Origin of the sequence: Leptothoe sp. ISB3NOV94-8A, from assembly GCF_043421595.1 — a bacterium.
GTDB lineage: Bacteria > Cyanobacteriota > Cyanobacteriia > Phormidesmidales > Phormidesmidaceae > Leptothoe > Leptothoe turfae.
This window is the reverse complement of record NZ_JAXSQW010000001.1, coordinates 4,664,326-4,689,684: the sequence shown is the minus strand read 5'-3', so window position 1 is coordinate 4,689,684 and position 25,359 is coordinate 4,664,326. Positions and strand designations below refer to the sequence as shown.

Annotated in this window: 25 protein-coding genes; 18 read left to right on the top strand and 7 right to left on the bottom strand. The window is 46.1% G+C overall.

Annotated features, from left to right (window positions below):
* Positions 1-60: 60 nt before the first annotated feature.
* The 7 genes from SPB21_RS19905 to SPB21_RS19875 all read left to right on the top strand — a co-directional run bounded on the left by SPB21_RS19905 (position 61) and on the right by SPB21_RS19875 (position 8,215).
* On the top strand, positions 61-2,304 hold the full coding sequence (locus SPB21_RS19905; RefSeq protein WP_163662336.1) for a hypothetical protein: 2,244 nt from the start codon (positions 61-63) through the stop codon (positions 2,302-2,304).
* A gap of 59 nt (positions 2,305-2,363) precedes the next feature.
* Positions 2,364-3,650: a glycosyltransferase gene (locus SPB21_RS19900; protein ID WP_163662334.1), complete on the top strand. Its 1,287-nt coding sequence runs from the start codon at positions 2,364-2,366 to the stop codon at positions 3,648-3,650.
* Positions 3,643-4,710: an NAD-dependent epimerase/dehydratase family protein gene (locus SPB21_RS19895; RefSeq protein WP_499867573.1), complete on the top strand. Its 1,068-nt coding sequence runs from the start codon at positions 3,643-3,645 to the stop codon at positions 4,708-4,710. Before SPB21_RS19900 ends, SPB21_RS19895 begins: the two co-directional genes overlap by 8 nt.
* Positions 4,711-5,036: 326 nt before the next feature.
* The gene (locus tag SPB21_RS19890; protein WP_163703484.1) at positions 5,037-5,651 is read left to right on the top strand and encodes a class I SAM-dependent methyltransferase; all 615 of its coding nucleotides are present in this window, start codon (positions 5,037-5,039) and stop codon (positions 5,649-5,651) included.
* Positions 5,652-5,665: 14 nt separating this feature from the next.
* A complete protein-coding gene (locus SPB21_RS19885; protein WP_163662330.1) occupies positions 5,666-6,724 on the top strand; it encodes an NAD-dependent epimerase/dehydratase family protein in 1,059 nt (352 codons plus the stop codon).
* Positions 6,725-6,742: 18 nt separating this feature from the next.
* Complete coding sequence (locus SPB21_RS19880; RefSeq protein WP_163671575.1) at positions 6,743-7,042, top strand: GDP-mannose 4,6-dehydratase; 300 nt, start codon at positions 6,743-6,745, stop codon at positions 7,040-7,042.
* A gap of 195 nt (positions 7,043-7,237) precedes the next feature.
* On the top strand, positions 7,238-8,215 hold the full coding sequence (locus SPB21_RS19875; RefSeq protein ID WP_163671574.1) for a GDP-mannose 4,6-dehydratase: 978 nt from the start codon (positions 7,238-7,240) through the stop codon (positions 8,213-8,215).
* Positions 8,216-8,240: 25 nt separating this feature from the next.
* Here SPB21_RS19875 and SPB21_RS19870 read toward each other — a convergent pair whose 3' ends face one another.
* Together SPB21_RS19870 and SPB21_RS19865 are read right to left on the bottom strand one after the other, a co-directional pair.
* A complete protein-coding gene (locus SPB21_RS19870; protein ID WP_499867571.1) occupies positions 8,241-9,545 on the bottom strand; it encodes a TAXI family TRAP transporter solute-binding subunit in 1,305 nt (434 codons plus the stop codon).
* 4 nt (positions 9,546-9,549) lie between these two features.
* Positions 9,550-10,842 carry an ATP-binding protein gene (locus tag SPB21_RS19865; RefSeq protein ID WP_499867570.1) on the bottom strand — a complete coding sequence of 431 codons (1,293 nt, stop codon included), beginning with the start codon at positions 10,840-10,842 and terminating at the stop codon, positions 9,550-9,552.
* A gap of 18 nt (positions 10,843-10,860) precedes the next feature.
* On the opposite strand from SPB21_RS19865, the gene SPB21_RS19860 reads away from it, so the two are divergent.
* Positions 10,861-11,166: a TMEM14 family protein gene (locus tag SPB21_RS19860; RefSeq protein WP_499867568.1), complete on the top strand. Its 306-nt coding sequence runs from the start codon at positions 10,861-10,863 to the stop codon at positions 11,164-11,166.
* A 108-nt stretch (positions 11,167-11,274) separates the two neighbouring features.
* On the top strand, positions 11,275-12,207 hold the full coding sequence (locus SPB21_RS19855) for an SH3 domain-containing protein (protein ID WP_163662322.1): 933 nt from the start codon (positions 11,275-11,277) through the stop codon (positions 12,205-12,207).
* Here SPB21_RS19855 and SPB21_RS19850 read toward each other — a convergent pair.
* Entirely contained in the window at positions 12,200-13,252 is a 1,053-nt protein-coding gene (locus SPB21_RS19850) for a dipeptide epimerase (protein WP_163698634.1), read from the bottom strand. The two genes, SPB21_RS19855 and SPB21_RS19850, sit on opposite strands and share 8 nt — an antisense overlap.
* 574 nt (positions 13,253-13,826) lie before the next feature.
* A complete protein-coding gene (locus SPB21_RS19845; protein WP_499867566.1) occupies positions 13,827-15,056 on the bottom strand; it encodes a vWA domain-containing protein in 1,230 nt (409 codons plus the stop codon).
* A gap of 390 nt (positions 15,057-15,446) precedes the next feature.
* Here SPB21_RS19845 and SPB21_RS19840 point away from each other — a divergent pair, with 390 nt between their 5' ends.
* From SPB21_RS19840 to SPB21_RS19820, 5 genes are all read left to right on the top strand, one after another.
* Positions 15,447-16,139 (top strand): ATP-dependent Clp protease proteolytic subunit, encoded by a 693-nt coding sequence (locus SPB21_RS19840; protein ID WP_163662316.1) that lies wholly within the window; start codon positions 15,447-15,449, stop codon positions 16,137-16,139.
* 2 nt (positions 16,140-16,141) lie between these two features.
* The gene (locus SPB21_RS19835) at positions 16,142-16,780 is read left to right on the top strand and encodes an ATP-dependent Clp protease proteolytic subunit (protein ID WP_499867565.1); all 639 of its coding nucleotides are present in this window, start codon (positions 16,142-16,144) and stop codon (positions 16,778-16,780) included.
* 33 nt (positions 16,781-16,813) lie between these two features.
* Positions 16,814-17,410, top strand: coding sequence for an ATP-dependent Clp protease proteolytic subunit (locus SPB21_RS19830; RefSeq protein WP_163662312.1), 597 nt, complete (start codon positions 16,814-16,816; stop codon positions 17,408-17,410).
* A 147-nt stretch (positions 17,411-17,557) separates the two neighbouring features.
* The gene (locus SPB21_RS19825; protein WP_499867563.1) at positions 17,558-18,139 is read left to right on the top strand and encodes a J domain-containing protein; all 582 of its coding nucleotides are present in this window, start codon (positions 17,558-17,560) and stop codon (positions 18,137-18,139) included.
* Positions 18,140-18,220: 81 nt separating this feature from the next.
* Complete coding sequence (locus tag SPB21_RS19820; protein WP_499867562.1) at positions 18,221-18,721, top strand: GNAT family N-acetyltransferase; 501 nt, start codon at positions 18,221-18,223, stop codon at positions 18,719-18,721.
* A 67-nt stretch (positions 18,722-18,788) separates the two neighbouring features.
* Here the strand turns inward: SPB21_RS19820 and rsmI are convergent, their stop codons facing one another.
* Complete coding sequence (gene rsmI, locus SPB21_RS19815; protein WP_499867560.1) at positions 18,789-19,631, bottom strand: 16S rRNA (cytidine(1402)-2'-O)-methyltransferase; 843 nt, start codon at positions 19,629-19,631, stop codon at positions 18,789-18,791.
* Positions 19,632-19,730: 99 nt separating this feature from the next.
* On the opposite strand from rsmI, the gene SPB21_RS19810 reads away from it, so the two are divergent.
* The 4 genes from SPB21_RS19810 (at position 19,731) to SPB21_RS19795 (ending at position 22,360) form a co-directional block, all read left to right on the top strand.
* Positions 19,731-20,102, top strand: coding sequence for a nucleotidyltransferase family protein (locus SPB21_RS19810; RefSeq protein ID WP_163662305.1), 372 nt, complete (start codon positions 19,731-19,733; stop codon positions 20,100-20,102).
* Entirely contained in the window at positions 20,089-20,445 is a 357-nt protein-coding gene (locus tag SPB21_RS19805) for a HepT-like ribonuclease domain-containing protein (RefSeq protein ID WP_163662303.1), read from the top strand. Before SPB21_RS19810 ends, SPB21_RS19805 begins: the two co-directional genes overlap by 14 nt.
* A 10-nt stretch (positions 20,446-20,455) precedes the next feature.
* Positions 20,456-21,322 (top strand): PfkB family carbohydrate kinase, encoded by an 867-nt coding sequence (locus SPB21_RS19800; RefSeq protein ID WP_499867558.1) that lies wholly within the window; start codon positions 20,456-20,458, stop codon positions 21,320-21,322.
* Positions 21,323-21,406: 84 nt separating this feature from the next.
* A complete protein-coding gene (locus SPB21_RS19795; protein ID WP_499867556.1) occupies positions 21,407-22,360 on the top strand; it encodes a 3'(2'),5'-bisphosphate nucleotidase in 954 nt (317 codons plus the stop codon).
* Between the two features lie 176 nt (positions 22,361-22,536).
* Here SPB21_RS19795 and murI read toward each other — a convergent pair whose 3' ends face one another.
* Positions 22,537-23,382: a glutamate racemase gene (murI, locus tag SPB21_RS19790; protein WP_163698617.1), complete on the bottom strand. Its 846-nt coding sequence runs from the start codon at positions 23,380-23,382 to the stop codon at positions 22,537-22,539.
* A 458-nt stretch (positions 23,383-23,840) separates the two neighbouring features.
* Positions 23,841-25,256, bottom strand: coding sequence for a cation:proton antiporter (locus SPB21_RS19785; protein ID WP_163662295.1), 1,416 nt, complete (start codon positions 25,254-25,256; stop codon positions 23,841-23,843).
* Positions 25,257-25,359 lie beyond the last annotated feature (103 nt).

Genomic DNA, 25,359 nt, shown 5'->3' with positions numbered 1-25,359 from the left:
TCTTGAACTAGAATATTGATTTATGATTGGTGGTGATTGTTTTGTGGGGCTTGTTTAGAAATGAAACAATTCATAGCTAAAATAGCTAATTCAAGAGCTATTTTTATGATTGGCTGTGGTTATCTATTTTTAGCATTTCTTCCCTTACACTGGCCCATTAACATTGGTCTAGATCCATCTTGGTCATATGGTATAACCCGTGCTGCTCAATCTGGAATGCAGTTTGGCAAGGACATTATATTTACCTTTGGTCCTTGGGGATTCTTGACCCATGGTGTTTCGATGGAGATTGTCTGGTGGCAGATCTGGCTATTTCGCACGATAGTTCACCTAATGTTTTGGGTGGTTTTTACACGTCTCATACTTACCACGGACAAATCTCACATTCTATATAAGTACCTGGCTATTTTTTCTATTGGCTTAATCTATTGTAGAGGTCTATCACATGATTATGAATTAGCGTATACTTTGTTAGCTTTGGTTACTCTGCTATTGCACAAAAAATTAAATTCTTTCTGGATACTTTTGTTAGGGGGATTAGCAGGTTTTTTAAGCTTAACCAAGCTCTCTCTTGGTATAAAAGCATTTCTTTTATTTCTCCCATTATTATACCCTAAGCTTGCTAATGGTGAAAGTCCAAAAACGAGTTACCTTGCTAGATTCATTCCTAACATTAGCTTTTTAATTGTTTTTATAAGTGCTTTCCTATTAGCTGGTGAGTTATTCGTTTATCCTGCGGAGTTATTTCAGAAAAGTATAAGATTTTCGCTGTTCTTTGTCTTAGTATCTCTATTACTAACAATTATTGTAACTTTCTTTAAAGCAAATAATCCTCTAGGTTTAAACCGTACATACGGTTTCAATTTCTTAAAAATCATAGAAGAGTTTAGTAAACAAAGTAAGAAAAGAGAATCTAGAGGGTTTTGGCCAGCTTGGCATAGTCTTCTGGTTATTTCATTTGCCATATCTACCCTATTACTCTCGTTACTTAATCGAGATATCTATCGGTACCTTCACACGGCACTAGAGATAACCTCAGGATACTCAAGTGCCATGAGCGTCATTGGCCCTAGGCCAGAACTATTGTTCGGATTAGTTTGTCTGGTTTCGATTTTGTTTTATTGCCTAGAGCAAGCACGATTATCTCTGCAAAACCCTCGACTCATAGCTTACTTCCTATCAGTATTCTTGTTTTCTTGGTTTTCTTTTAAACATGGTTTTGTTCGTCAAGATGGACATATGTTTCTATTCTTTCACACCCTTCTAATAGTTATATGTACTATTCTGATGGTGCATCGAAATTCATTACAACCTTCTGGCAATACGCCTCCAATCAAAAGACCTTATAGAAGACCGTTTGTCCTTTGGATTATGGCATTCCTTACAGTCTTCTATCTTATTAATCCAAGTTTATTTGGTCGAGAGTTCGGTCAAGTAAACTTAACCTCATTAAGTCCACTTTCAGTCATTAGACGAGTTCAAGATACAAGTGATATTTATGGCAAATATTTGATTGGGCAAAAACAATCTCAACGAAACTTAGAGCCGGAGGATTTAGGGGATTCTGTGCGGAATATTCTTGGTTCTGAAAGTGTAGATATTATTCCATGGGATATCGTTAGAGCTGAAAAAAATAATTTAAACTGGCAGCCGCGCCCAATTTTTCAGTCATATGCTGTTTATACAGACTTTTTAGATACTAAAAATTTAGAGAGCTTTCAACTTAATCCTCGCAAGTATCTGCTCTACGATTTTAAATCCATCGATGGAAGGCATCCATTTTTTGATGAGCCTAAAACACTAAGGTATGTATTATGTAATTATGACAAGGTAAGTTTAGATAAACAATCGAGTAGCTCTTTAATTTTACAGAATCGTTCGCTCGATAGTCGATGTGCAACTGATGGCTTACCAATATCTCAAGCTAAAGAATGGAATGTGCCAATTTCAATTGACGAGATGGATTCCGGCTTCACTACTGTAAAGGTGAAAGTTGGTTACACGTTACTGGGTAAGTTATACAAGCTACTTTTTAGAGCTCCCCCTACATATATAGAAGTTCAATATTATAATGGTTCAACGAGTCGGTACAGATTCATTCCTGAAAATGCTCAAGGTGGTTTAGTTATCAATCCTCTACCTTCATCTAGTGAGATGTTTGATTTGACATTTTTTGAAACAGAATCATACTCCAATAGCAATAAAGTTAGGACGCTTGAATTCTCTAATTCCAACTCGCTTCTTTATAAAAAGAGTTTGGCATTGGAGTTTAATAATTACTCCCTTGACAAAACTAATAGTTAGTCACGTTTAACTACGCTAGGGACATAAAAATCAGAAAAAAAGTTAGCAACAAAAAGTTAATGATGCCTGCTTTTTTATCTCTTAAAATAACTAGGTTTTTGCTTGGTGGTGGCTTAGCTGCAGCTCTCAACCTGGTGCTAATATTTATCCTTGTAGATAATGTTGGCTTTGATTCTGCTGTGCTGCGAAATCTAGCTAACATCATCTCGATGGAGATTTCGCTTGTTGCTAGCTTTTTTATCTATAGAATCTGGGTTTGGCCTGGTGGTTCCTGGAAAATTAAGCGGATACTCTTCAATCAGTTACCCCTCTATCATCTGTCTGCTGGTTTATCGATCCTATTGAGAACTTTAGTCATTTTTCCTGTTCTTGATTGGCTGGGTGTAAACTATTTGATTAATACATTAGTAGGTGTGTTAACGAGTGCTGCGATAAACTACATCGTCAGTGATAGTATCGTATTTAAAAAAAGCGATAGAGCCACCCCAGAGCAGGAGGATTTTTATCCACCAGAAGGTCTAGGTCCTGTTGTGGAAAAGTCATGTAGTTCGACTAGAACTCAGTATTATTGGGGCAAGAGTCACGGACTACTGTCCTTGGTTATTCCCGCCTATAACGAGGAAGGTTGTATCGTTTCTACAGTCACGGCCATTACTGAAAAAATGGCTGCTGAAAATATTAACTGTGAAGTTTTAGTTGTCAATGACAACAGCCACGACCGTACCGAAGATCTCTTAAAGGGGTTAATTATAAATAACAGTAATGTTCGCTACATTAACAACTATTACCCAAATGGCTTTGGTTTTGCTGTTCGTTGCGGTTTGGAAAACTTTAAGGGCGATGCCGTTGCCATTGTCATGGCCGACAGCTCTGATAACCCTGAAGACATTGTGAGATATTACTACAAGTTGCAAGAAGGGTATGACTGTGTCCTCGGTTCACGGTTTATAAAGGGTGGCAGAGTCGTTGACTATCCGATCCATAAACTACTAGTCAATCGTTTAGCTAATCTGTTTATCCAGATAGCCTTTGGTCTCGGTTTTAACGATGTCACTAACGCCTTTAAGATCTACAGAAGAGAAGTTATTGAGGGGATTATGCCCCTCATCTCTCATCACTTCAACCTAACGGTTGAGATTCCGTTGAAGGCCATTGTACGTGGTTATTCCTACGCGGCTATCCCGATCACCTGGCGTAACCGTCAAACAGGGGTTTCGAAGCTCAAAATTAAGGAGATGGGGAGTCGTTACTTGTTTATAGTTCTCTATATCTGGCTAGAAAAATATCTTTCTAGGGGTGACTATCACCGCAGTAATCTTAAACAGAGAGCTAAGGTCAATGGCTGAGAGAGTTTTAGTATGTGGTGGTGCAGGGTTTATTGGCAGTTCCCTGGCAATAGGGCTTAGGTCTCATCATTCTGACTGGCAAGTAATCTGCCTAGATAATCTCAAGCGAAGAGGGTCAGAGCTGAATCTCTCTCGATTACGCGAAGCAGGTATCGATTTTGTTCATGGAGATATTCGCTGTTCTAGTGATCTGGATCCCAGTGCATTTGAAGTGACTACCATCATCGATTGCTCTGCGGAACCATCAGTGTTAGCAGGGTTTTCATCCCCTGACTATGTTTTGCAAACCAATTTGGTGGGTACCATCAATATTTTGGAGTTGGCACGTCAACTCCAAGCCAAACTGTTATTTTTGTCCACTAGTCGGGTTTACCCCATTGAAAAACTCAAGGCTATTGGTCTGGTGGAGGCAGATACTAGATATAAAATAGCGCCTGAACAAACACTAGTAGGATTGTCCAATTTAGGAGTATCGGAAAAGTTCTCTTTAGAGGGCTATCGCTCTCTCTATGGGACCACTAAGCTAGCCTCTGAACTACTAATTGAAGAATATCGTCATGCTTATGGTCTACAGGCTGTTGTCAATCGCTGCGGAGTTGTAACGGGTCCCTGGCAAATGGGTAAAGTCGATCAGGGTGTGTTTGTATTGTGGGTGGCGGCTCATTACTTTGAGAAATCGCTTAAATACATTGGATATGGAGGTAGTGGTAAACAAGTGCGTGACTTACTCCATATTCAAGATTTACTCCAGTTGATTGAGTATCAAGTCACGCATTTTGATATCCTAGATGGAAGTGTCCTGAACGTTGGCGGTGGCTCCGCTTGTAGCCTGTCGCTTTTAGAGACAACAGAGCTTTGTCGCGCTGTAACAGGTAAAACCATAGACATCACTCCCGTTCCAGCAGAACGCCCAGGAGATGTCCCCTTATTTATTATGGACTCCTCGTGCATACAGCGTAAGATTGGCTGGAGCCCCGAGTACAATCCAGAAACTATCATTTCAGATATTTATCAATGGCTTGTAGACAATGAGTCTATGCTTTTATCTATATTGGCTTGACGAACGGATGACTCAGAGATGAGAATCATCTTTTAAATCTAAGTAGGGCAGGCTTAAAACGATTAATTAAGGTTTCCTTTGTTAACTCAGTTGAAAACCTGGTCTCACGTAGGATTTAATCGTATTTTATTTATATTTCGAAACTTAAATTAGCTTTTCTACCCTGGCTTGCTTAGGTATAAGCGTTCAATTACTTGTTTTATGTTGAATTACTTTATAGGATAAACAATACTTTTGCCGTGAATGAACCTGCTTTGAATAAATTACTTGATAAGTCAGAATATCTCAGGCAGCTGTATGAGAACCGGTTCAGTCATGAGCAGCAGATGGCAAAACGTGCTTTATGGCAAGCTTTGATTAGGGATTTCCTTCAGAAGTACATACCCGTTGACAGTATAGTTCTAGATATCGGTGGAGGCTATTGTGAATTCATTAATCAAATTTCTGCCGCTTCTAAGTGTTTGATTGACTTAAATCCTGATGCTCAAACATTTGCAAATCCTGATGTGAGTGTCTTTCGCTTGAATATTCTTGATAAGGGTCAGTATGAACGTATTCCCCATCATCATTTTGACCGAATATTCGTATCGAATTTTTTTGAACATTTAAAAGACCAAGATGAGCTTTTTGAAGTACTTCGCTTTTGCTATTTAAAGCTGAAACCTGGTGGTAGTTTGCTAGTGATTCAACCAAACTATAAATATTCATATAAGGAGTACTATGACTTTATTGATCACTACTTACCTATTACTCACCTATCACTTTCAGAGGCTTTAAAGGCATTAAACTTCAAAATTGATGAAGTGATACCTAGGTTTCTACCTTTTTCAACTAAAGGTAGACCTGCTTCAGTTTGGATGCTTCGGCTATATCTTAAGGTTCCATTTTTATGGAATTTTTTCGGTGGGCAGATGTTTCTAAAAGCCTCTAAACCTAAGTGATTAAGGGGACATATATGAGTGTTGTTGTTATAACTGGTTCTGCGGGTCTGATTGGTTCTCAGTCGGTTCACTTTTTTATAGAAAAAGGATTTAACGTCGTTGGCATTGACAATGATATGCGCTCTGTTTTCTTTGGAGATGGGGCATCAACAGACTGGAATCGTCAACTGTTAGTTGATAATTACGGTGAGCGCTACTCTCACAGAAACATTGATATTCGCGATCGCAACCAAATTGAATCCTTATTTCAAGAGTATTCTACTGACATTGCTCTAATCATTCATACTGCCGCTCAACCCTCCCATGATTGGGCCGCTCAAGATCCCCATACAGACTTTACAGTCAATGCCAACGGCACCCTGGTTTTATTAGAAGCAACGCGACAGTTTTGCCCAAAAGCCGCATTTATCTTTACCTCTACCAACAAAGTCTATGGTGATACGCCCAACTACCTGCCTTTAGAAGAAACTGAAAAGCGCTGGGAAATTGCATCTGATCATGCTTTTGCCAATGGAATTGATGAGTCCATGAGCATTGACAACTCCAAGCATTCACTCTTTGGTGTATCCAAGGTAGCTGCTGATATTCTAGTTCAAGAATATGGCCGCTATTTTGATATGCAAACTGTTAGTTTTCGGGGAGGATGCTTGACGGGGCCATTACACTCAGGAGCTAAATTGCATGGATTTTTAGCGTATTTGATGAAATGTGCCATCACTAAGGAGCCTTATACAGTTTTTGGTTACAAGGGCAAACAAGTGCGAGATAATATGCATAGTTATGATCTCGTGAATGCCTTTTATCATTTTTATAAAAGCCCTAGGTGTGGGGACGTCTATAACATTGGTGGCTCGCGCCATAGCAACTGCTCCATGTTAGAAGCCATAGAGCTTTGCGAAGAAATCTCAGGTAATAAAATGGTTTACTCCTATTCGAAAAAAAACCGAATTGGTGATCATATTTGGTATATCTCTGATGTGGGTAAGTTCAAAAAACACTACCCTGATTGGGGGTATCAATATGACTTAAAGGCAATATTTAATGAGATATATCAGGCTCAGATAGCAAAATAATCAGTCCAATAATGGAGTCTGTGGAACAAAAAAATACTCATTACCGGTGGTGCAGGGTTTATTGATTCTAACTTTGTGCATCATTTCCATGGCGAATCTGGGAAAATAATAGTTTTAGATGCCTTGACTTATACAGGTAATCGTTCCACACTAAAAGACTTTGAGAGTCAGGCGAATTTTCAGCTGACTCAGGAAGATATCTGTAACCAGCAGCTAGTAGACGATCTCCTAACTACTCATGAAATCGATACTGTTGTGCACTTTGCCGCTGAATCCCATGTAGTTCCTTCCATACCTGGGCCTGTAGCGTTTGTGTAAACTAATGTAGTGGGTACGTTTACCCTGCTGGAAGCGTTTCGACTTAATATGTATCAACATTCTTTTATGCAGCCCTATATGGAGACCGAGTAGAGGAATCAGAATCCTAAGGGCATGCCTGCGTACAATATGGGCATGGTTGTGGGCAACCTAGCCATGCTTTTATAGTTGCAATTTTTGTGCATGGGAGATGTAGTGGCTAAAACAGCGCTGATTACCGGATTGACGGGACAAGATGGCTCTTACCTGGCAGAGCTACTGCTTAGTAAGGGATACAACGTATACGGAATGGTGCGTCGTTCCAGTTCTAGTAGTTTTGGACGTATTAGTCACTTTGCTGATAAGGTCCGAATTATTTCAGGTGATCTGCTCGATCAGTTTTCGTTGATGGACGCCATTGATGAGGCGCAGCCAGATGAGATTTATAACCTTGCATCCCAGAGCTATGTACCGCTGTCTTGGACACAACCTGCGCTGACAGCAGAATATACAGCTATTGGTGTGTCTCGGTTGTTAGAGGCGATCCGCCGTTGTAAGCCGGATGCAAGGTTTTACCAAGCCTCCAGTAGTGAGGTATTTGGGCAGCCGGATGAGTCTCCACAGACCGAACGTACGGCATTTCGACCCCGTAATCCCTACGGTGTAGCTAAAGCCTATGCCCACTGGATGACGATTAACTATCGTCAGAAATACGATCTCTATGCTTGCTGTGGCATTACATATACCCATGAGTCACCCAGGCGGGGGGCAGAGTTTGTGTTTCGTAAGATTACTCGCGGTGCAGTAAAGATTAAGTTAGGTTTGGCGAATGAATTGCGGCTGGGCAACCTGGAGGCTCGGCGTGACTGGTGCCATGCGGAAGATGTGGTTAATGCCATGTGGATGATGCTGCAGCAGGAGAAGCCGGACGACTATATTATTGCTAGTGGTGAGACCCACTCGGTTAAAGAACTTGTAGACTGTGCCTTTTCTTACGTTGGTTTAAATTGGCAAGATTACGTTTCCATTGATCCTGCTTTCTATCGACCAGATGAGCCCGTCGTGCTGGCTGGGGCCATTGATAAGATTAAACGCGAAATTCAATGGCAGCCCAATTACTCTTTTTCTAAATTAGTTGAGGCAATGGTTGATAATGAACTTAAAGAACTAACGGCTGACTCCTATGGAGATTAGATGGCTGTAGGTTAATATCTGTCACTTAATTCTTGGAGTTGTGGGCAGTACGCCCACTTAAGATGATTTCTTGGTGGCGAATGGCTGTATTAGCTACTTCCCAGGGAAACGTAAAGGATTGGAAGGATTCTGGAGAGATTTTGTCAATGTCGAGATCGACGACAACTTTTCTAAGGATTTCTAGGAGTTGTTGTCGTAGGTTTTGTAGTTCATCAAAATCTTGGGCCTGTTCTATTTTTTCAATCAGGTCCAGAATTTCTAGGTTGTAGCGGTCGGCGCGATCCTTTTGATTGCTGATGAACCATTGTCGACCTTGCCACAGGCTAGAGCAGATTAAGATGCTAATAGACATTAACAGGCCAATGGATTCAGCATAGGTGACTAAAAAACTAGGATTGTCTTGGGTGTAATAGGCGCGAGCACCTTCATGGAGTGGAAATCCAAGGTTTTGGCTGTTTTCTGGAGATTGAATATTAGCCGTCCGCGGATTGATGCGGATTAGCTCACTGCGATGTTCGTAGAGAATGCGAGTGATGGTTTTAACAACATCAGGATGGGCATCCACATTGGCAATGAGTAATGCGCTGACAGAAACGACAGGTAAATCTTCAGACGGGATAGGAGTGCCGCCATCGTAGCTACCTTTAGGAATGATGGTGGATTCTAGGTAGGGTTGAGTTAGCTGTAGCGCGCCGATTTGGTCTATAGGGACTAGCTTGAACTGTTCATTGGACAGTAGTTGAGCAACGCTGCTGTTGCCCAGACCAATAATACGGAACAAGGCGTCGACGGTCCCGTTTTGCAGGGCGGTGTGGGCTTCAGTGACGCCCATGGGTTGAAATTGAAAATCGTTTTTGGTGAGGCCATAGTGTTGACTGAGGGGCCAGAAAAGATTGTAGGAACCACTGCCTTCAGGCATTAGGGCAATACGTCTGCCCTTTAGGTCGGTCAGATTGTTGATGTTGGCATCTTTGTTGGCAATGAGATGAAACATCTCAGGGTACAGCTGGGCAATGGCGCGCACATTGCGTTGGGTGGGGGTGTCATTTTGTACCAGGGCGAGATCAACGGTATGGGTGTGGACATCGTCCATATTTTGATTTGACCCTGGAGATGCGACGACTTCAACGCGGATCTTAGGTTCGTTCGCTTCAGTGACTTGGGCAATGGCTTGACCAAAGGCGTAGTATTCACCGGTAGGGCTGCCTGTGGCCAGGCGAATGGTGTAGATACGGTTCTGTTCTTGGATGAGTTTGGTGATGGATGCGATCGCAACCCCCACACTCACCACAACCACGAGACCTACCCCCCAGCGTCCCCACTTACCCATGCCTCTATTTCTCCGTATCCAACGCGAGTTCTGCCGATAGAAAGTCTATAAACTGTCGAGCACTACGTCCGGAACGTCCGTTGTGACGGGTGGCCCATTGTCTCGCTCGATAGTCCAAATCCTCCAGCGATAGGTCTAGCCCAACCTGTTTTGCTAAGTGATGCACAATGTCTAGATACATCGGTTGGTCAGCGGCTTCAAACGTCAGGGTAAGGCCAAAACGATCACTAAAGGAGAGCTTTTCTTGGACTGTATCCCAAGATTTGAGCTCATCTGCATCCCGAGGACGGGGCCGATCAGCAAAGAACTCTCGCACGAGATGGCGTCGATTTGAGGTGGCATAAACCACTACATTTTGGGGACGTCGAGTCAGACCACCTTCTAGTACAACCTTGAGTGCTTTGAATGCATCATCGTCTTCTTCAAAGGAAAGATCGTCGACAAAAATAATGAACTTTTGCGGTTGGGGTCTCAGGGATTCCACAATCGTCGGCAGGTCATACAGGTCTGCTTTGGCAACCTCAATCAGACGCAAGCCATGGTCACCATACTCAGTGAGCAATGCTTTGACTAAGGATGACTTACCGGCTCCTCGACTGCCGTATAGTAATACATTGAGGGCGTTAAACCCGGCCAGCAAAAATTCGGTATTTTTCACTAGAGCATCTTTAGGGCCGTCATAGGCAGCCAAATCCTCCAAGCGAATGGGATCTGGCTCAGTGATGCCCAAGAGTTGACCTTGCTGCCAACGAAAGCCACGGAACTGACCAAACTTGCCTGTGCCTTGATGTTGATAATAAGTCACGAGATTGTCGATGCCTGCTGACCAATCTGGTGACAAGTCCACTGGCAACGGTTCGGGCATTAAAGACCATACAACCGGTGCTTGGGGAAGCTGACAGGCGGTTTGCACACACTGGCTGACATAGCTAGGAGATAGGCCGTATAGATTTTGGAGAATGTACAGATCGTGGCGGGCTGCTGCTATGAGAGGTACGGGTAGTTTCGCCATCGTTAAGCGCTGTGCCGCTTGAGTAAACGCATTATCGGCAATCAACATCCGCTCAACTAGATGGCCTCCCCAGCTTTTACCTGTGTTAGCTAATGCCTGGAACCATTCGCCGTAGGCGGTGAGGCACTGGGCTCGTTCGTTGGTCAGACCTTTGCTGGTGCTGAGGGCTTCTAACAACGATAAGAATGTTTGACCTACGGTATCGTTGAGAACAGCCTGATACAGTAAGAGCGAGGCCGTCTGCTGTCGGTACTGAGCGATGGTTGCTGCCCCAAATTCCTTCATCCTCAATCCCTTTGCACTATGTCATTAGGACTTATCATCGCATTGATCTATGGAATCCTTGCTGTAGTGGGTGGTATTGTTGGCTACCTTAAGGCTCGTAGTTTGCCGTCGTTAATTTCTGGCATTGTCAGTGGGCTACTTTTACTGATCGGGGCACTGCGAGCCGCGCAAGGCATTGCCAGCGGTCTTTGGGTGGTCAAGATTGTCACCCTGTTGCTCTTAATCGTGTTTATTATTCGATTGGTAAAAACAAAGAAATTTATGCCCGCCGGGCTGATGGTTATGGGTGGCTTGATCACATTAATTGGGGTCTTTGCTGGCTAGTCTTCATCCTATAGTCACCAGCCCTCCGGCACCTTGAGACAGTCTTTATCCTATAGCCAGCAGCCCCCATTGGGTACTTTGAGACAGTCGCATACTACGAGTGTTTTGATGGGCGTTATCAAAGGGGTAGGCTGTTTATTTTGTTGTTTGAGTGTTGTCAGTTGTCAGACCCATCTATCTGAGGGAAACGCGTCAACCCAGGTAGCTGCCAGTCGTTCAACAACGGCTGATCAAGAGGTTTCAGTGGCAGCAACGGTACAAGCTACCAGTCAGCAACTACCCGTTAGCGTTAAGACTCAAGATCCACCAACTGAGTCAGCAGCCCAGACAGCGATCGCAAAACAGTCATCTGTTCAAGATCCTGGCGTCACAGCGATCGCAAAACAGCTGTCTGTTCAAGATCCTGGCATCAAAGTTTATGTGATGGTCCCCCAGCGTCAAGGGGTTCTACGCAGTCAGGATGATCATAGCCGCATCAATATTCGAACACAGCCAACCACAGCATCAGCGTCTCCTCACTATGGGCTTCCAGGAGATGAGGTGACGGTGTTGGAAGCCACAGCCAGATACCAGGGACATGTTTGGTATTTTGTACAGTTCACTCAGTCTGGGGTAGAGGGTTGGGTCCGAGATGATGTGATCGAGATTGATCGGTCCGATATTGATACAGCCGCAGACATTGGCATAACCTATGTCGATGCGCCAGTTAGCAGTAGTGAAACGCTTCAGTTTGCTCCTGGAACCAATGAGGCGGTGATTTGGGAGAAAACTGTGACCCAAGGCTCTCAGCATGAATATTTCTTTTTTGCAGATGCGGGACAAGAGCTGTCTGTTTCGTTACAAGCCGGGGATGAGAATGCTGTTTTCCAGATTTATTCTGAAGAAGCTGACTACTGGCTACATCTGATCGGTGATTATGTTGGAGCGACATCAACAGATTGGTCTGGCCCTTTGCCTAAGAGTAGTACGGGGCGTTATCGTATCCATGTGCGGCCAACCTGGGCGGATGCGGTTTATTCCATGCGTGTGGCGATTAAGTAACCAGGTGTGTGACTCCTAAGCCTGGCTGGTTATTCGGCATGAGGCGACCTAATTCCAAGGTGGCTCCGCAGCAGGGATTATCCTTGAGATTAAGATGACTGTCGAGATCGAGGTGATGGGCGAGGGGCGATAGCTGAGCTAAGGCTGTATTGGAGAGAGTGCTGTCGGAATAGCAGCCAAACATGACGCTGAGGCCACAGGCGCGGGCAGTGTGGATCATGCGATGGGCTTCTGTCAGGCCACCGGATTTCATTAGTTTAATGTTGATGCCGTCGATATGCTGCGCTAGGGGCATAATGTCTTGGCTGGTGAAGCAGCTTTCGTCGACAAAAATGGGTAATGGTGAGTGCTGTTTTAGCTCGGCTAGCTGGTGGTTGGCGCTGACGGGGAGGGGTTGCTCCAGATAGGTGATGTTACGCTCGGCGAGCCAGGTGGCCATGGTTTTGGCGTTGTCGAGAGTCCAGCCGCCGTTGGCATCAACGCTAATTTTGTCGTGGGGATGAAATTCGGATTGTAGGGCGCTGAGCATGGCTTGGTCGGCTTCAATACCAGCAGGGCTGCCCAGCTTGATTTTGATGGAGCGGAGATCAGGATAGTCGGCATGCCAGCGGCGGATACGATCGCATGCTCCTTCTGGGGTATTAATGCCCACAGTGACAGCGGTTGGCCCAATTCTTTGTGGATCTAATCCCCATAGTTGCCACAGTGGTAGACCGACCTTTTTGCCAAGCCAGTCCCAGAGGGCGACGTCGATGGCGGCGCGGGCGGCTGAGCAGGGGGCAATCTGGTCGAGGCTTTCTTCGATGATTTGTCGGTCGAGGGGATGGTAATAGGAAATGCCTTCGATGATTTGGTCGAGGGAGTGGGTAATGGTTTCAGGGGTTTGGGTTTGGTCGCCGATGGAGAAGGGAGTGGCTTCGCCGTAGCCAGTGATGTTGTCGTCGGTGAGTTGAATGAAGAGATTGGTGGATTGGGACCGGGTGCCACGGCTGATGGTGAGGGGGACTTTTTTGTGGAGGGTGATGGGGTGGTAGGTGATGTGCATAGGTGGGTTTTGAAGGGGTATTTGAAGGGTTGGGATTTTAGGGTATCTCGAAAGGTGTTAGATCCTGCGTGGGGCTCCTCCGAGTTCCCCACACCCCTATGGGCAGGGCGGGACGCCGCCCTACAACCCTCGTAAAAATAATTACGTTGTCCCGATATGCGTGAAAAGAGAGTGGTCGGTAGAGTGGATTTTAATTTTTCTGTGGCATGCCACAGAAAAATTAAAAAAGCATGGGGTATCTATGCTCTACCTCAAATAGTTTTTTCCTTGTCGAATTTTTCTAGTTGAAAGGTTCTGAAGGGAAAGGGGATGACTTTTCTTTTAAGGTGTGGAGCGAATGCGGAGCAGCGTAACTACCTGACCGGCCACTGGTGCAATCACCATAAGATACTACTCACCAGCCCAACTCCTGTGCAAGGGGCCTGGGGAAGTTGAGTTCCCCAGATTAAGGGGGTTCAGGGGGGCAAGCCCTGAGCAGTTGATTTTGCCATTACCCGACAAATAGAGCCGCTAAACTTAATCTCCCAACCGATCCCCCCTGCTGGCAAACTAAACCTCACGTGTATTTCGTTGACTATTGCAAAATGGTTTTAGAGGCAATGCGTGTTTTCTTTTTGGCCTGCTCTGACAGGTCTTGACCTGTCTGGAGCTGAGTGACGTTTTCTTGCAGGACCGTAGCGGCGTTTTGGTCGCCCATTTGCAGGGCAGTTTGGGTTGCAGACTGAAGCATCGTGATGGCTCCGCTGCGATCGCCTGCCTGTAGCTTAGTTTCTGCAATCTGGGTTTGGCGATATTTGGCTAGGGCCAAGATGTATTGCTGCACCTGAGGATCGCTCTGGGGCTGATAAACGGTTTGAGCGGTGACATTGATAGTTGCTTTATCAGTGGATAGAGAGCTGCCTAAGGTGGGATCATCATACTGGATGGCAGCATAGGCAATGGGATGGATGCCTGCGGGTAGTTGGGAGATATAGATGTTAGCCAGAATAACGCGGGGGGTATTGTCCATCAAATCTCCGAGACGGACGATGGCTTGCTCGCCTTCTCGACGGACGTCTAATTCAATCGTTTCTGGCAATACCTGGGCAATGGGTTTGAGTTCTGCTAACCGTACTTGGGGTTGTAATGTCAGCACCAGGTACGCATTCGTAAGGCTGACGGCCTGAACACGGTTAAAGAGACGGCTGAACTCTTGAATGGCGGTATCAGGATTTTGAATGTAGGTCAGGCTACCGTTTCCTGCATCGGCCAGTTGTTCCAGCACATCCTGGTTCCAATGGTCACCGAAGCCGAGGGTGCTGACGGTAAAGCTATAGCTAACGGCAAGCTGGGCTAGTTTGAGACAGCGATCATTGCTGCCATGCTCATTTTCGCCGTCGGTGAGCAGAAAAATTTGAGAAACGGTGCCGCTTTTACCTTTGGAAACTTCTTTGATGCCGAGTTTCAGACCTTCGTCGATGGCAGTACCACCACCAGCGCGAATGCCTTCGATGGCTTGTTTGATGGCATCCGGGTTCGTTGCGGGCTGGTTGGCGACAATTAGCTGTACTTCGTGATCAAACGACACCACCGAAATGCGGTCTTGGGGAGATAGGTTATCGACAATTTTCTTGGCAGCAGCGCGGACGGTTTTGATGGGAGTGCCGCCCATGGAGCCACTTTGATCGAGGATGAGACATAGGTTTAGGGGGGGACGGTCACCACTGGATGCGGCCTGGACGGAAATGGCTAAGTGTCGCTGGCTATTGGTTTGAGCGGTGTCTAGGTTGCGATCGCTAATGGACCACTGCACGTTAGCTTTCATACATTCGTTTCCCTACCAATGGTGCTATCGATATGGTTCTGGAGATTCACCCTAAATACATCACCCTAATGTGCTTAAAGCATTGACGTAATTTGCCGAAAAATTACTGCCAAAGACAACGCTCTAGTCAATCTCAAACGCTAATGTTCCCGTCGGGATAAACATAGTGTGATAGCAAGATGTGGGGAACGTGCAGATAGGGCTACATAACTTGACGCAAAATTCCTTAAAAAGACCCATTCCATGGGCGGATATCCCCCAAATTCCTAGCCTGCTAGCTTGTTCAGAGCGAGTTACACTATGTAGACGTCAATGGGACGTGACATCGCACCCATTGAATTAAAACGTTGAACGGTGAACAGCTGACACCGCAGAGGGCTAACTGGGTCTATGAGTTCTAATATTAAAGCCGTACAGGCTCCTTACTATGGCGGGGATGCCGCGTTTCGTACTCCCCCTCCCGATCTACAATCGCTTCTTCTGAAAGAGCGGATTGTCTACTTGGGTACGCCCCTAGTGTCGTCAGACGATTACAAGCGTCAAATGGGTATGGACGTCACCAGACTGATCATTGCCCAGCTGCTCTATTTAGAATTTGACGATCCCGATAAACCTATCTATTTCTATATCAATTCCACTGGAACATCCTGGTATACCGGTGATGCCCTTGGCTTTGAAACCGAAGCCTTCGCCATCTGTGACACCATGCGCTATATTCGCCCACCGGTCCATACCATTTGTATCGGTCAAGCCATGGGTACAGCATCCATGATTTTGGCGGCGGGTACCAAAGGATTTCGAGCGAGTTTGCCGAATGCAACCATTGTTCTAAATCAGCCCCGTACGGGTGCCCGTGGCCAGGCTACCGATATTCAAATTCGTGCAAAGGAAGTCCTGGCTAACCGTGAGGCAACGCTCGATATTCTGTCCCGTTCCACTGGACAAACGCCCGAAAAATTGCAGAAAGATACGGATCGTATGTTCTACCTGACTCCTGCGGAAGCTAAGGAGTATGGTCTCATTGATCGGGTCCTAGAAAGTACGAAAGATTTGCCAACACAAATTCCAGCGGGTATTGGGTAGCCATGTCTGTAGAACGTCCTATTCGAGTACCCTACAACCTGCCTGGCAGTCAACGTTGGACTTGGGTGAACATTTACACCCGCATGAGTCAAGAACGCATCTTGTTTTTAAATCAGCCTTTGACTGACGGTGTGGCAAATTCGCTGATATCGGCTTTTCTATACCTGGATTCTGAAGACCCTGGTAAGCCTATCTATCTATATATAAACTCCCTCGGTGATCCCGTTATGGCTGGAATGGCCGACGGCTCAGCGGGCATGATGTCCATTACCTCGGGGCTGGCTATCTACGACACCATGCGTCATATTAAGTCTGATGTGATTACTATCTGCATGGGCCAAGCCATTGGCATGTCTGCTGTATTGCTATCTTGCGGAGCCAAAGGCAAGCGCTCCAGTCTGCCAAATTCGTCTATCGCGCTAGTGCATCCCTATAGTGGTACCCGCGGTCAAGCCACGGATATTGAACTCAATGCTGACGAGGTCCTGAGTAAATCAGCATTGATCACTCAGCTGCTAAGTGAGAACACTGGTCAGCCTGAAGAAAAGATCCATAAGGACATGGAGCGGATTTTTTACCTCACCCCCCAAGAAGCCATTGAGTATGGCTTGATCGACCGGGTGATTGAGAAACCTGCTTAATTTTTGAAATAACCCCTTACCCCCTATAACCCCATGCCTATCGGTATTCCCAGCGTTCCATATCGCCTTCCTGGTAGCACCTATGAACAATGGATCAGCATATACGAGCGTCTGTTTCGTGAGCGCATCATTTTCTTAACTGAAGAAGTGACAGACGGTATCGCTAATGCCATCGTGGCTTATATGCTGTATCTGGATTCTGATGATCCCAGCAAGCCGATTTACCTCTATATCAATTCTCCAGGTGGCTCGGTTACAGCTGGCATGGCAATTTACGACACCATGCGCTATATCAAGTCAGAGGTCGTTACGATCTGTGTGGGGCTGGCTGCTTCCATGGGCTCATTTTTGTTATGTGCCGGGTCTCCCGGTAAGCGTCTAGCGCTGCCGCATTCTCGTATCATGATTCACCAGCCATTGGGCGGTGTTGGTCAGCGTCAGGCAACAGACATTGAAATTGAGGCTAATCACATTGTTCAGATTAAGCGTCGCTTAAATAGCTTGATGGCTGAGCATACTAACCAAACGATTGAGCAAATTGAAAGGGATACAGACCGGGATAATTTTATGTCGGCGGAAGAGGCAAAAGCCTATGGTCTGATTGATCGGGTAATTGAAGAGCGTGTGTAATAGATGCGCCTCTTAATTTTCATTTTGCACACCACACTCATGGGCCACGCCTAAAAATTTAGGTTCTCACCTAAATTTCCAAGCGTGGCGTAATATTCGTCATGTTCTGCGTTTTAATGGCAGAATCTGAAGCAGTTATTGGGTGAAATGGGGCTAGCTGATCATTACCGCACATTAGGGTTACGAACGGGGGCATCATTTGATGATGTCAAGGCCGCCTATCGTAAGTTGGCGCGTAAGTATCATCCAGATGTTAATCCTGATGATCAAAGGGCTCAAGATCGTTTCATCAAGGTGACTAAAGCCTACGACGCATTGCTGGAGATATTGCAGCCTGATGAGGAACCTCAAGAAGAGGACGCTGTGGTGGCAAAGACTCCGGTAGAAGAAGAACCTAGTCCGGTTCAAACGAATCCAGGATTATCGGATCATGAGCAAAAGCTGAAGCAAGATTCCTATCGGCAATTGCAGATGTTGTTCAAACAGCAGAAGTATCCGCGTGCGATCGCACTTGTCGAGGGACTTGCCCAGCGCATCACCCATGACCCAGAAGTTCGTCAGTGGCAGGCAATCACCTACCAACGTTGGGGCCGTCAGCTGATCACCCAAGGCCAGTTAGGAAAAGCCCGCATTTATTTAGATAAAGCTCTAAAAACGGACCCTTTAAATAAATCTCTCTGGGTTGAAATTAACCGCGATTTCCAATCCATTGAACAACGCTTGAGATAGCAGTTGTAATTTTTAATTGGGCCTGCAATCAGCTCTACAGCGTGCTAAAAATTCTAAAAGTACTAAAACAGCAGTTTTAACGTGGGTACTTCGACTTCTTCCTTTGTTCCGTCAGATTTTGATGTGCCAGCGGTGCTGGAAACCGATGAGTATCGTCTACGAATGCTGACGGTTAATGATGTGGTGAAAGACTTTGAGGCAGTTATCACCAGTGCTGACCATCTGAAGGGGATTTTTCCGCCCCCCAGTACTTGGCCAGATGGTTTGACCTTAGAGCAGGATTTAATTGACCTGGGCTGGCATCAAAAAGAATTTCAGCGGCGCACCTCTTTTGCTTATACAATGATGAGTCCGGATGAAAGCCGCTGCCTGGGCTGTGTGTATTTTTATCCCTCAGATCGCCAGGGCTATGATGCCTATGCTCTGCTGTGGGCACGGCAAAGTGAATTGGTTAGTGGCCTAGAAGATCGCTTGTTGGCTACTGTGCGTCAATGGTTAGACGATGCATGGCCGTTTGCATCGGTCGGTTTTCCGGGGCGGGATTTGAGTTGGGACAATTGGTTCGCTTTGCCAAAACGGTAAAACTCCATAAAATCAATTTGTAGAGGCGTTTTATGGAGCCCCTAAAAATTGATTTCAAAATTTATTCCTATTCCTGTTTCATTGTGAGGCTGAGTTGATAAATCTCTCGTTTGGAGAGACCGGTTGCCTGGGCGAGCTGGCGGCTGGCTTTAGAAGGAGAAAGTCCCTGGGAGATAAGGGTTTCTAGCTGTTGGATGAGATCGGCTTCAGAGATCGGTTTAGGGGTGTGTATGTGGCCTGCGATCGCAACTGTAAACTCTCCCCTCGGCTCAGTTACCGTAAAGTGTTCGATCGCACCCACCACCGTACCGCGCCAAAATTCCTCATAACGCTTGGTTAATTCCCGCGCTATGGTCACCCGGCGCTCACCCCCCAAATGGGTTTGCAAATCGGCCAGGGTTTTGATCAACCGATGGGGGCTTTCGTAAAGCACCATGGTGCGGGGTTCTGTGGCTAATTGAGCCAGCCGTTCAATTCTTGATTTCCCTTTAACTGGTAGAAATCCTTCGAAGGTAAACCGATCTGAGGGTAGTGCTGAGGCTGCGATCGCACTCACCACCGCCACAGGCCCTGGAATTGGACTGACAACGATTCCGGCTTCAGTGCAGGCACACACCAGTTCATAGCCTGGATCCGAAATCCCTGGCATACCCGCATCGCTTACCAGGGCAATGGTTTGGCCTGCTTGCAGTTTTTCAATTAGCTGAGGTATTCGCGCCTGAGCATTATGCTCGTGATAGCTGATCTGCGGCGTCTCGATCTGATAATGATGTAGCAGCTTACCCGTGTGCCGGGTATCTTCCGCTGCGATTAGATCCGCTTCCTGCAGGATACGAACAGCCCGAAAAGTAATATCCTCAAGGTTGCCAATGGGGGTGGCAACCAGGTAAAGCGTACCAGCAGTAGACAACGTCAGTATTGGTTACAAGTCTTCCTTAACCATACAATTGAAATACAGGTTCATTGCCGCCTAAACGTATATCCTGACTGCAACTTTCTCGAATTTGCCATGCAAAGCACTGGTTCTGAAAGCTCAATATCAGAAAGTTCAGTATTGGACATTCTCAAAAAACGTTTGCAGGTGGACTATGACCAAATAGTCAAATTCTGCGAGCAGTTTGACATCGTTGAACTAGGGGTGTTTGGGTCAGTCTTACGGGATGATTTCCGACCAGATGGGGAAAATCCCAGCGATGTAGATCTTTTAATAGAATTTGCTCCGGAACAAAAGCTAACTTGGCCCATATGGTTAGATTTACAGGAAACATCTGAAAAACTTTTTAAACGCAAAGTTGATTTAGTACAAAAACACCTTCTGGAGAATCCTTATCGACGGGCAGAAATTCTAAAGACAAATCGTATTATCTATGAGCGATCTTAATCGAGATGCTGCTGCCATTTGGGATATGGCCCGAGCGATTCGAGAAATCCAGGAATTTACAGCTGATTTTTCTGAAGACAGTTTCTTGGAAACACTCTGGATAAAAAGGGTGGTAGAACGTAATTTTGAAATTTTAGGAGAAGCTTGTCGACGAGTATCGGTAGAGTTTCAACAGGCACATCCTGAAATCGATTGGCGCAATACGGTTGCATTGAGGAATATTATTGCCCATCGCTATGAGCGGGTAAATTACAAATTACTTTGGATGATTATTCAGAACACCTTACCTGCACTTTTGATGAGTTTGGATAGCTTGCTGCAAGATATGCCAGCGATTGACTGATTATTTCCATATGCGTGGACTATTTGTTGGGCTCATGACCCTCGACTGCATCTATCAAGCGCAGCGACCACCCCAGGCGAATGAAAAGCTGGTGGCTGCGTCCGCAGTGATGGCAGCAGGTGGCCCGGCAACGAATGCGGCGGTAGCGTTTTCAGCCTTAGGAGGCAATGCCACTGTGATGGCAGCAGTGGGGCAACACCCCGTCACAACGCTGCTGCGGGAGGATATGGCTCAGGTGGGGGTGAACATTCAGGATTTGACGCCTGAGCGACAAGAACCGCCACCGATGTCTTCCATTGTTGTTTCTAAAGCCTCAGGGGAACGTGCTGTTATCTCCCGGAATGCGGTGGGATTGCAGGTCGACCCTCAAACCGTGGATCTAGTGGATCTGACAGGTATAGATGTTGTGCTGTTGGATGGTCATCAAATGGCATTGGGGCAACAAATTGCCAAAGCTGCTCAGCCGTTAGGTATTCCTGTTGTTGTGGATGCAGGTAGTTGGAAGCCGGGGTTTGACCAGGTGCTTGCCCTGGCCACGGTGGTGATTGCGTCGGCAAACTTTAAACCGCCGGATGACCAAGATGCGTTGACTTACCTACAAGGACTAGGGATACCCCATATTGCCATTACCCATGGTGAGCGACCCATTGTCTTCAGCGAGCAGGGGCGGGTGGGCGAGCTACCGGTGCCGACGACAACCGTGGTGGATACCTTGGGGACAGGGGATATTTTCCATGGGGCATTTTGCTATGCTTGGGCAGGCGATTTCCCAAGGGCTTTGGCAGAGGCGACTCGGGTGGCTAGCTTTAGCTGTCGAACCTTTGGTACCCGCACATGGATTCGTGATTATGGTGAGTCAATCCAGACAAATTCATAGATTCTCTACTGAGGGCATCAGTATGGTTCGGTAAACTGTACAGGGAGTCGTCTAACTTTTTGTTAAATCTTTAGCGTTATTATTATGGCCTACGAAAAGGAAAAAGAAATTGCGATCGCAGCAGTACAAGCTGCGGCCACTATATGTGAAAAAGTACGGGCTGAAATGGTACCTGAAGCGATTGAAAAATCTGATAAAAGCCCGGTAACTGTCGCCGACTTTGGTGCCCAGGCGATTGTATGCAAAATGCTTAAAGACGCCTTCCCCAACGATCCCATTGTCGGTGAAGAAGACGCTGACGATCTCAGAACGCCAGAGATGGCCGCTCGGCTTACCCAGGTGACTGGCTATGTCAAGGCTGTTCTTCCTGATGCTACCGATGAGCAGATTCCTGGCTGGATTGACCAAGGTAATGGTGATGTGAGCCCCCGCTATTGGACCCTAGATCCCATTGATGGTACTAAGGGCTTTTTGCGGGGTGACCAGTATGCCGTTGCCCTGGCCATGGTGGAAGATGGTGATTTGAAGGTGGGTGTCTTAGGGTGTCCTGCCCTGAATTTAAATGGACGTTCTGGCATCTTGTTCGTGGCTGTTCGCGGTGAAGGGACCATGATGATGGACATGGATGGCAACAATCCTGAGAAGATTTCTGTAACGTCTTCTTCTGACACTGCTAACTTCCGTTTTGTGGAAAGTGTGGCCCACAGTGACCAAGAGCTTCATTCACGCATTGCCCAGGCGGCTGGTATTACCACTGAGGCCATTCGTATGGATAGCCAGGCTAAATATGGTACTGTCGCCTCTGGTAATGCCGTCCTTTATTTGCGACTACCCTCTCCTAAGTACCCTGGATATCGTGAAAAGATCTGGGATCATGCGGCTGGTGTGTTGGTAATTGAAGAGGCCGGTGGCAAAGTAACTGATATGCATGGCAAGACCTTAGACTTCTCCAAGGAGCCTCGCTTTGTGGATACTCAAGGTGTGGTTGTCAGTAACGGTGAAATTCACGACAAGGTCCTAGCAGTATTAACTAACTAGATCAGCCATCTCATTAAAAGCCTGGAGGGTGCACCATGGGTGCGCCCTTTTTTATATTGAAATCTCATCGAGCCAGGTCTTATGTCTAACAAGGTGTTAGTTTCTGATAGGTCTTGAGGAGATCGAATGGGGCCGTGAGTTTAAACAGAAGAAAGTCATAGCCCATGGGTTAGGCCTTAGACGGATTGTGCGATCGCAAGCCCTTCTAAAACGGACAAGCTCACTGGCTGCACCTGTGAACTAAATCCCATCAACTGCCCAGAGACTTTAGCAAACTTGATTGGATCGCCACTGACATAAAAGTCTATGTCTGGTTTCGACTGGGTGTTGCGTAAGCCCAGCATGTCTAACTCTTTAGCCATAGCAGACACCAATGACTGGGCTGGATTAATCACCTTAATGGATGGTGGCAAAATTTGCTCCATCAATGGAGCTAGGTGAGGGTAGTGGGTACAGCCATATACCAATGTGTCGATATTGGCAGCCATCAGAGGCTTCAAATAATCTGTAGCCACTGCCCGTGTGTAGGGATCATCAATCCGATTTTTTTCAATTAAAGGCACAAAATCAGGACAGCCAACTTGCCAAACTTCAGCTACTGGCGATGCTTCTAAAATCGCCTGCTTGTAAGCATTGCTGTTGGCCGTCGCGACTGTAGAAATGACACCAATGCGTCGACCTGCCTTAGCCGCTGCCCGTGCCCCTGGCAAAATAATCCCGAGAATGGGCATGTCAAATTCTGCCCGAACCGTTTCTAGGGCCAATGCTGAACTGGTATTACAGGCCATCACGACCATCTTGACGCCCTGCCCCTGCATCCAAGTAATGATTTCCCGCACAAACCTTAATAGCTCAGTCTGAGAGCGATCGCCATAGGGCACCCGAGCAGTATCGCCAAAGTAAAGTAGAGACTCAGTGGGGAGATGGGCCATAATCTCCCGTAATACCGTTAATCCTCCAACACCGCTGTCAAAAACGCCAATTTTACCGGTTTGGATGGGCATCTGAAGGATTTTTGCCATGGGGAAGACGCTTACTAAATTGGATATTTTACGTTGCTTAGAGTTTAGTTGGATTTTTGACAGATTTTAGTTTCATACAAAACTTTTAAGCAAAAAGCCGTAACTTCGAATGTTGTAGGAACTGTCTGAATTGCTATGAAACCCACTCAGCATCTGACCATGTTGCATGGTCCTAGCCCATGCAACATGCTTTAATTGGCTCGCATGATAACTAAATCCAACTACTTTTTACAGGTCAGAGTTAATTTTGTCTAAAAAATTGGTCAACGCCCTACACTTAGCCAGCAGCCATAGCCTACGTCAGTGACTCCATTGATTCGCTAGAACCAAAGGTAATCTCTAAAATTCCTCAGCGATATCAGCAATAATGCGCAATTATACGACTAGCCACAGCTTTGTTATTCACACTCGGCTGCGGCTAGTTGCACATAGACAACAGATTTTGGTCTAAGGAAAACTCAGTCTGTAGCTGCCTCAGCCATTTCTTGGGGAGCTTTTATGTCAGTGGGACAATTGGGATCATCATCATCGTCGGTATTAAAGACGACACGCAGGAGTGGCGGGGCGATAAACGTAGTCAGGATAACCATCACAATAATGGCCGCATCCAACGATTCTGAGAGGACGCCACTAGCAGCACCTACGCCGGCAAACACCAGACCCACTTCGCCTCGAGGAATCATGCCAACACCAATGGCCATGCGGTTGATTCCATCTTGACCAAAGACCGTAAATCCAGTGATGATTTTGCCGAGGATGGCAACGACAACCAAAAAGGAGGCAATAACCAAGCCTTCACGGTTCGCTGGGTTGAGAGGGTTCAGGACGCTGATGTCTGTATGGGCACCCACGGTAACAAAAAAGACGGGCACCAGCATGTCTGCAATTGGGCTGATTTGTTCCTCCAATTCTTTCCGTTTACTGGTTTCAGCCAAAATCAAGCCGGCAGCAAATGCTCCCAGGATTGCTTCTAGCTGAATGGCTGCGGCAATGTAGGACAGCACAAATGCAAAAACCAGGGAGCTAATCAGCACCTGGCCACGGGTTTGCATATTGTCGACCAGTGCAACGAACAGTGGACTGAGTAGCCGCCCAACCAAAATTGAGCCTACTAGAAATACAGCTGCACCAATAATTAGAAAAATCACATTGGTGATTTCGATTTCACCGGTTTTGGCAAGGCTGGCGACAACGGCTAAGACAATGATGCCTAATACATCGTCTAAAACAGCAGCACCAATAATAATTTGTCCTTCCCGTGAACTGAGCGTTTGCAGCTCTGCCAATACCTTGGCTGTAATACCAATACTGGTTGCGGTGAGTGCAGCCCCAGCAAATACAGCTGGAATTGTTGACACATTAAATAGGGCAATCAACCCGGCAGTGCCCGCTACAAAGGGTACAACTACACCGACAACGGCAACAACTGCTGCTTGGGGACCGACTCGAATCAGTTCTTTGAGGTCGGATTCTAAGCCGATTTCAAAAAGCAGAATAATGACACCAATCTCAGCCAGAACAGAAATCACCTCACTCTGGCTTTTAAATATTGTTAGCAGCGCATCCGGATCCAAATGGGCGGTGAGTTGGACAAAATCCATGAGCACCGAGTGGACAGGCTCGGCTCCTTCAGGAAAAACAACTAGGTTGAGGGCTGAGATTCCGACAATTACCCCACCGACTAGCTCACCCAGAACAGATGGCAAATTAACCCGAGCGCAAAGCTCACCACCGATTTTCGCGGCTAAGTAAATAACAATTAAACTAAGTAACACGCTGGCTAAGACAAATGGCCCTAACTCAGCCTCATTAACTTCAGCTAATAAAAACGTACTGCTTTCTATGCCTGAAAGCACTCCGGTTATATCGATCATACGAACCGTAGAAATTTACTTATCCTGTTTACTCTACATGAGTTAGCTCGATGCTATTAGCTCATTACGATCAGGTTCATCCCTTTCTTTAAGGAAAAATTCA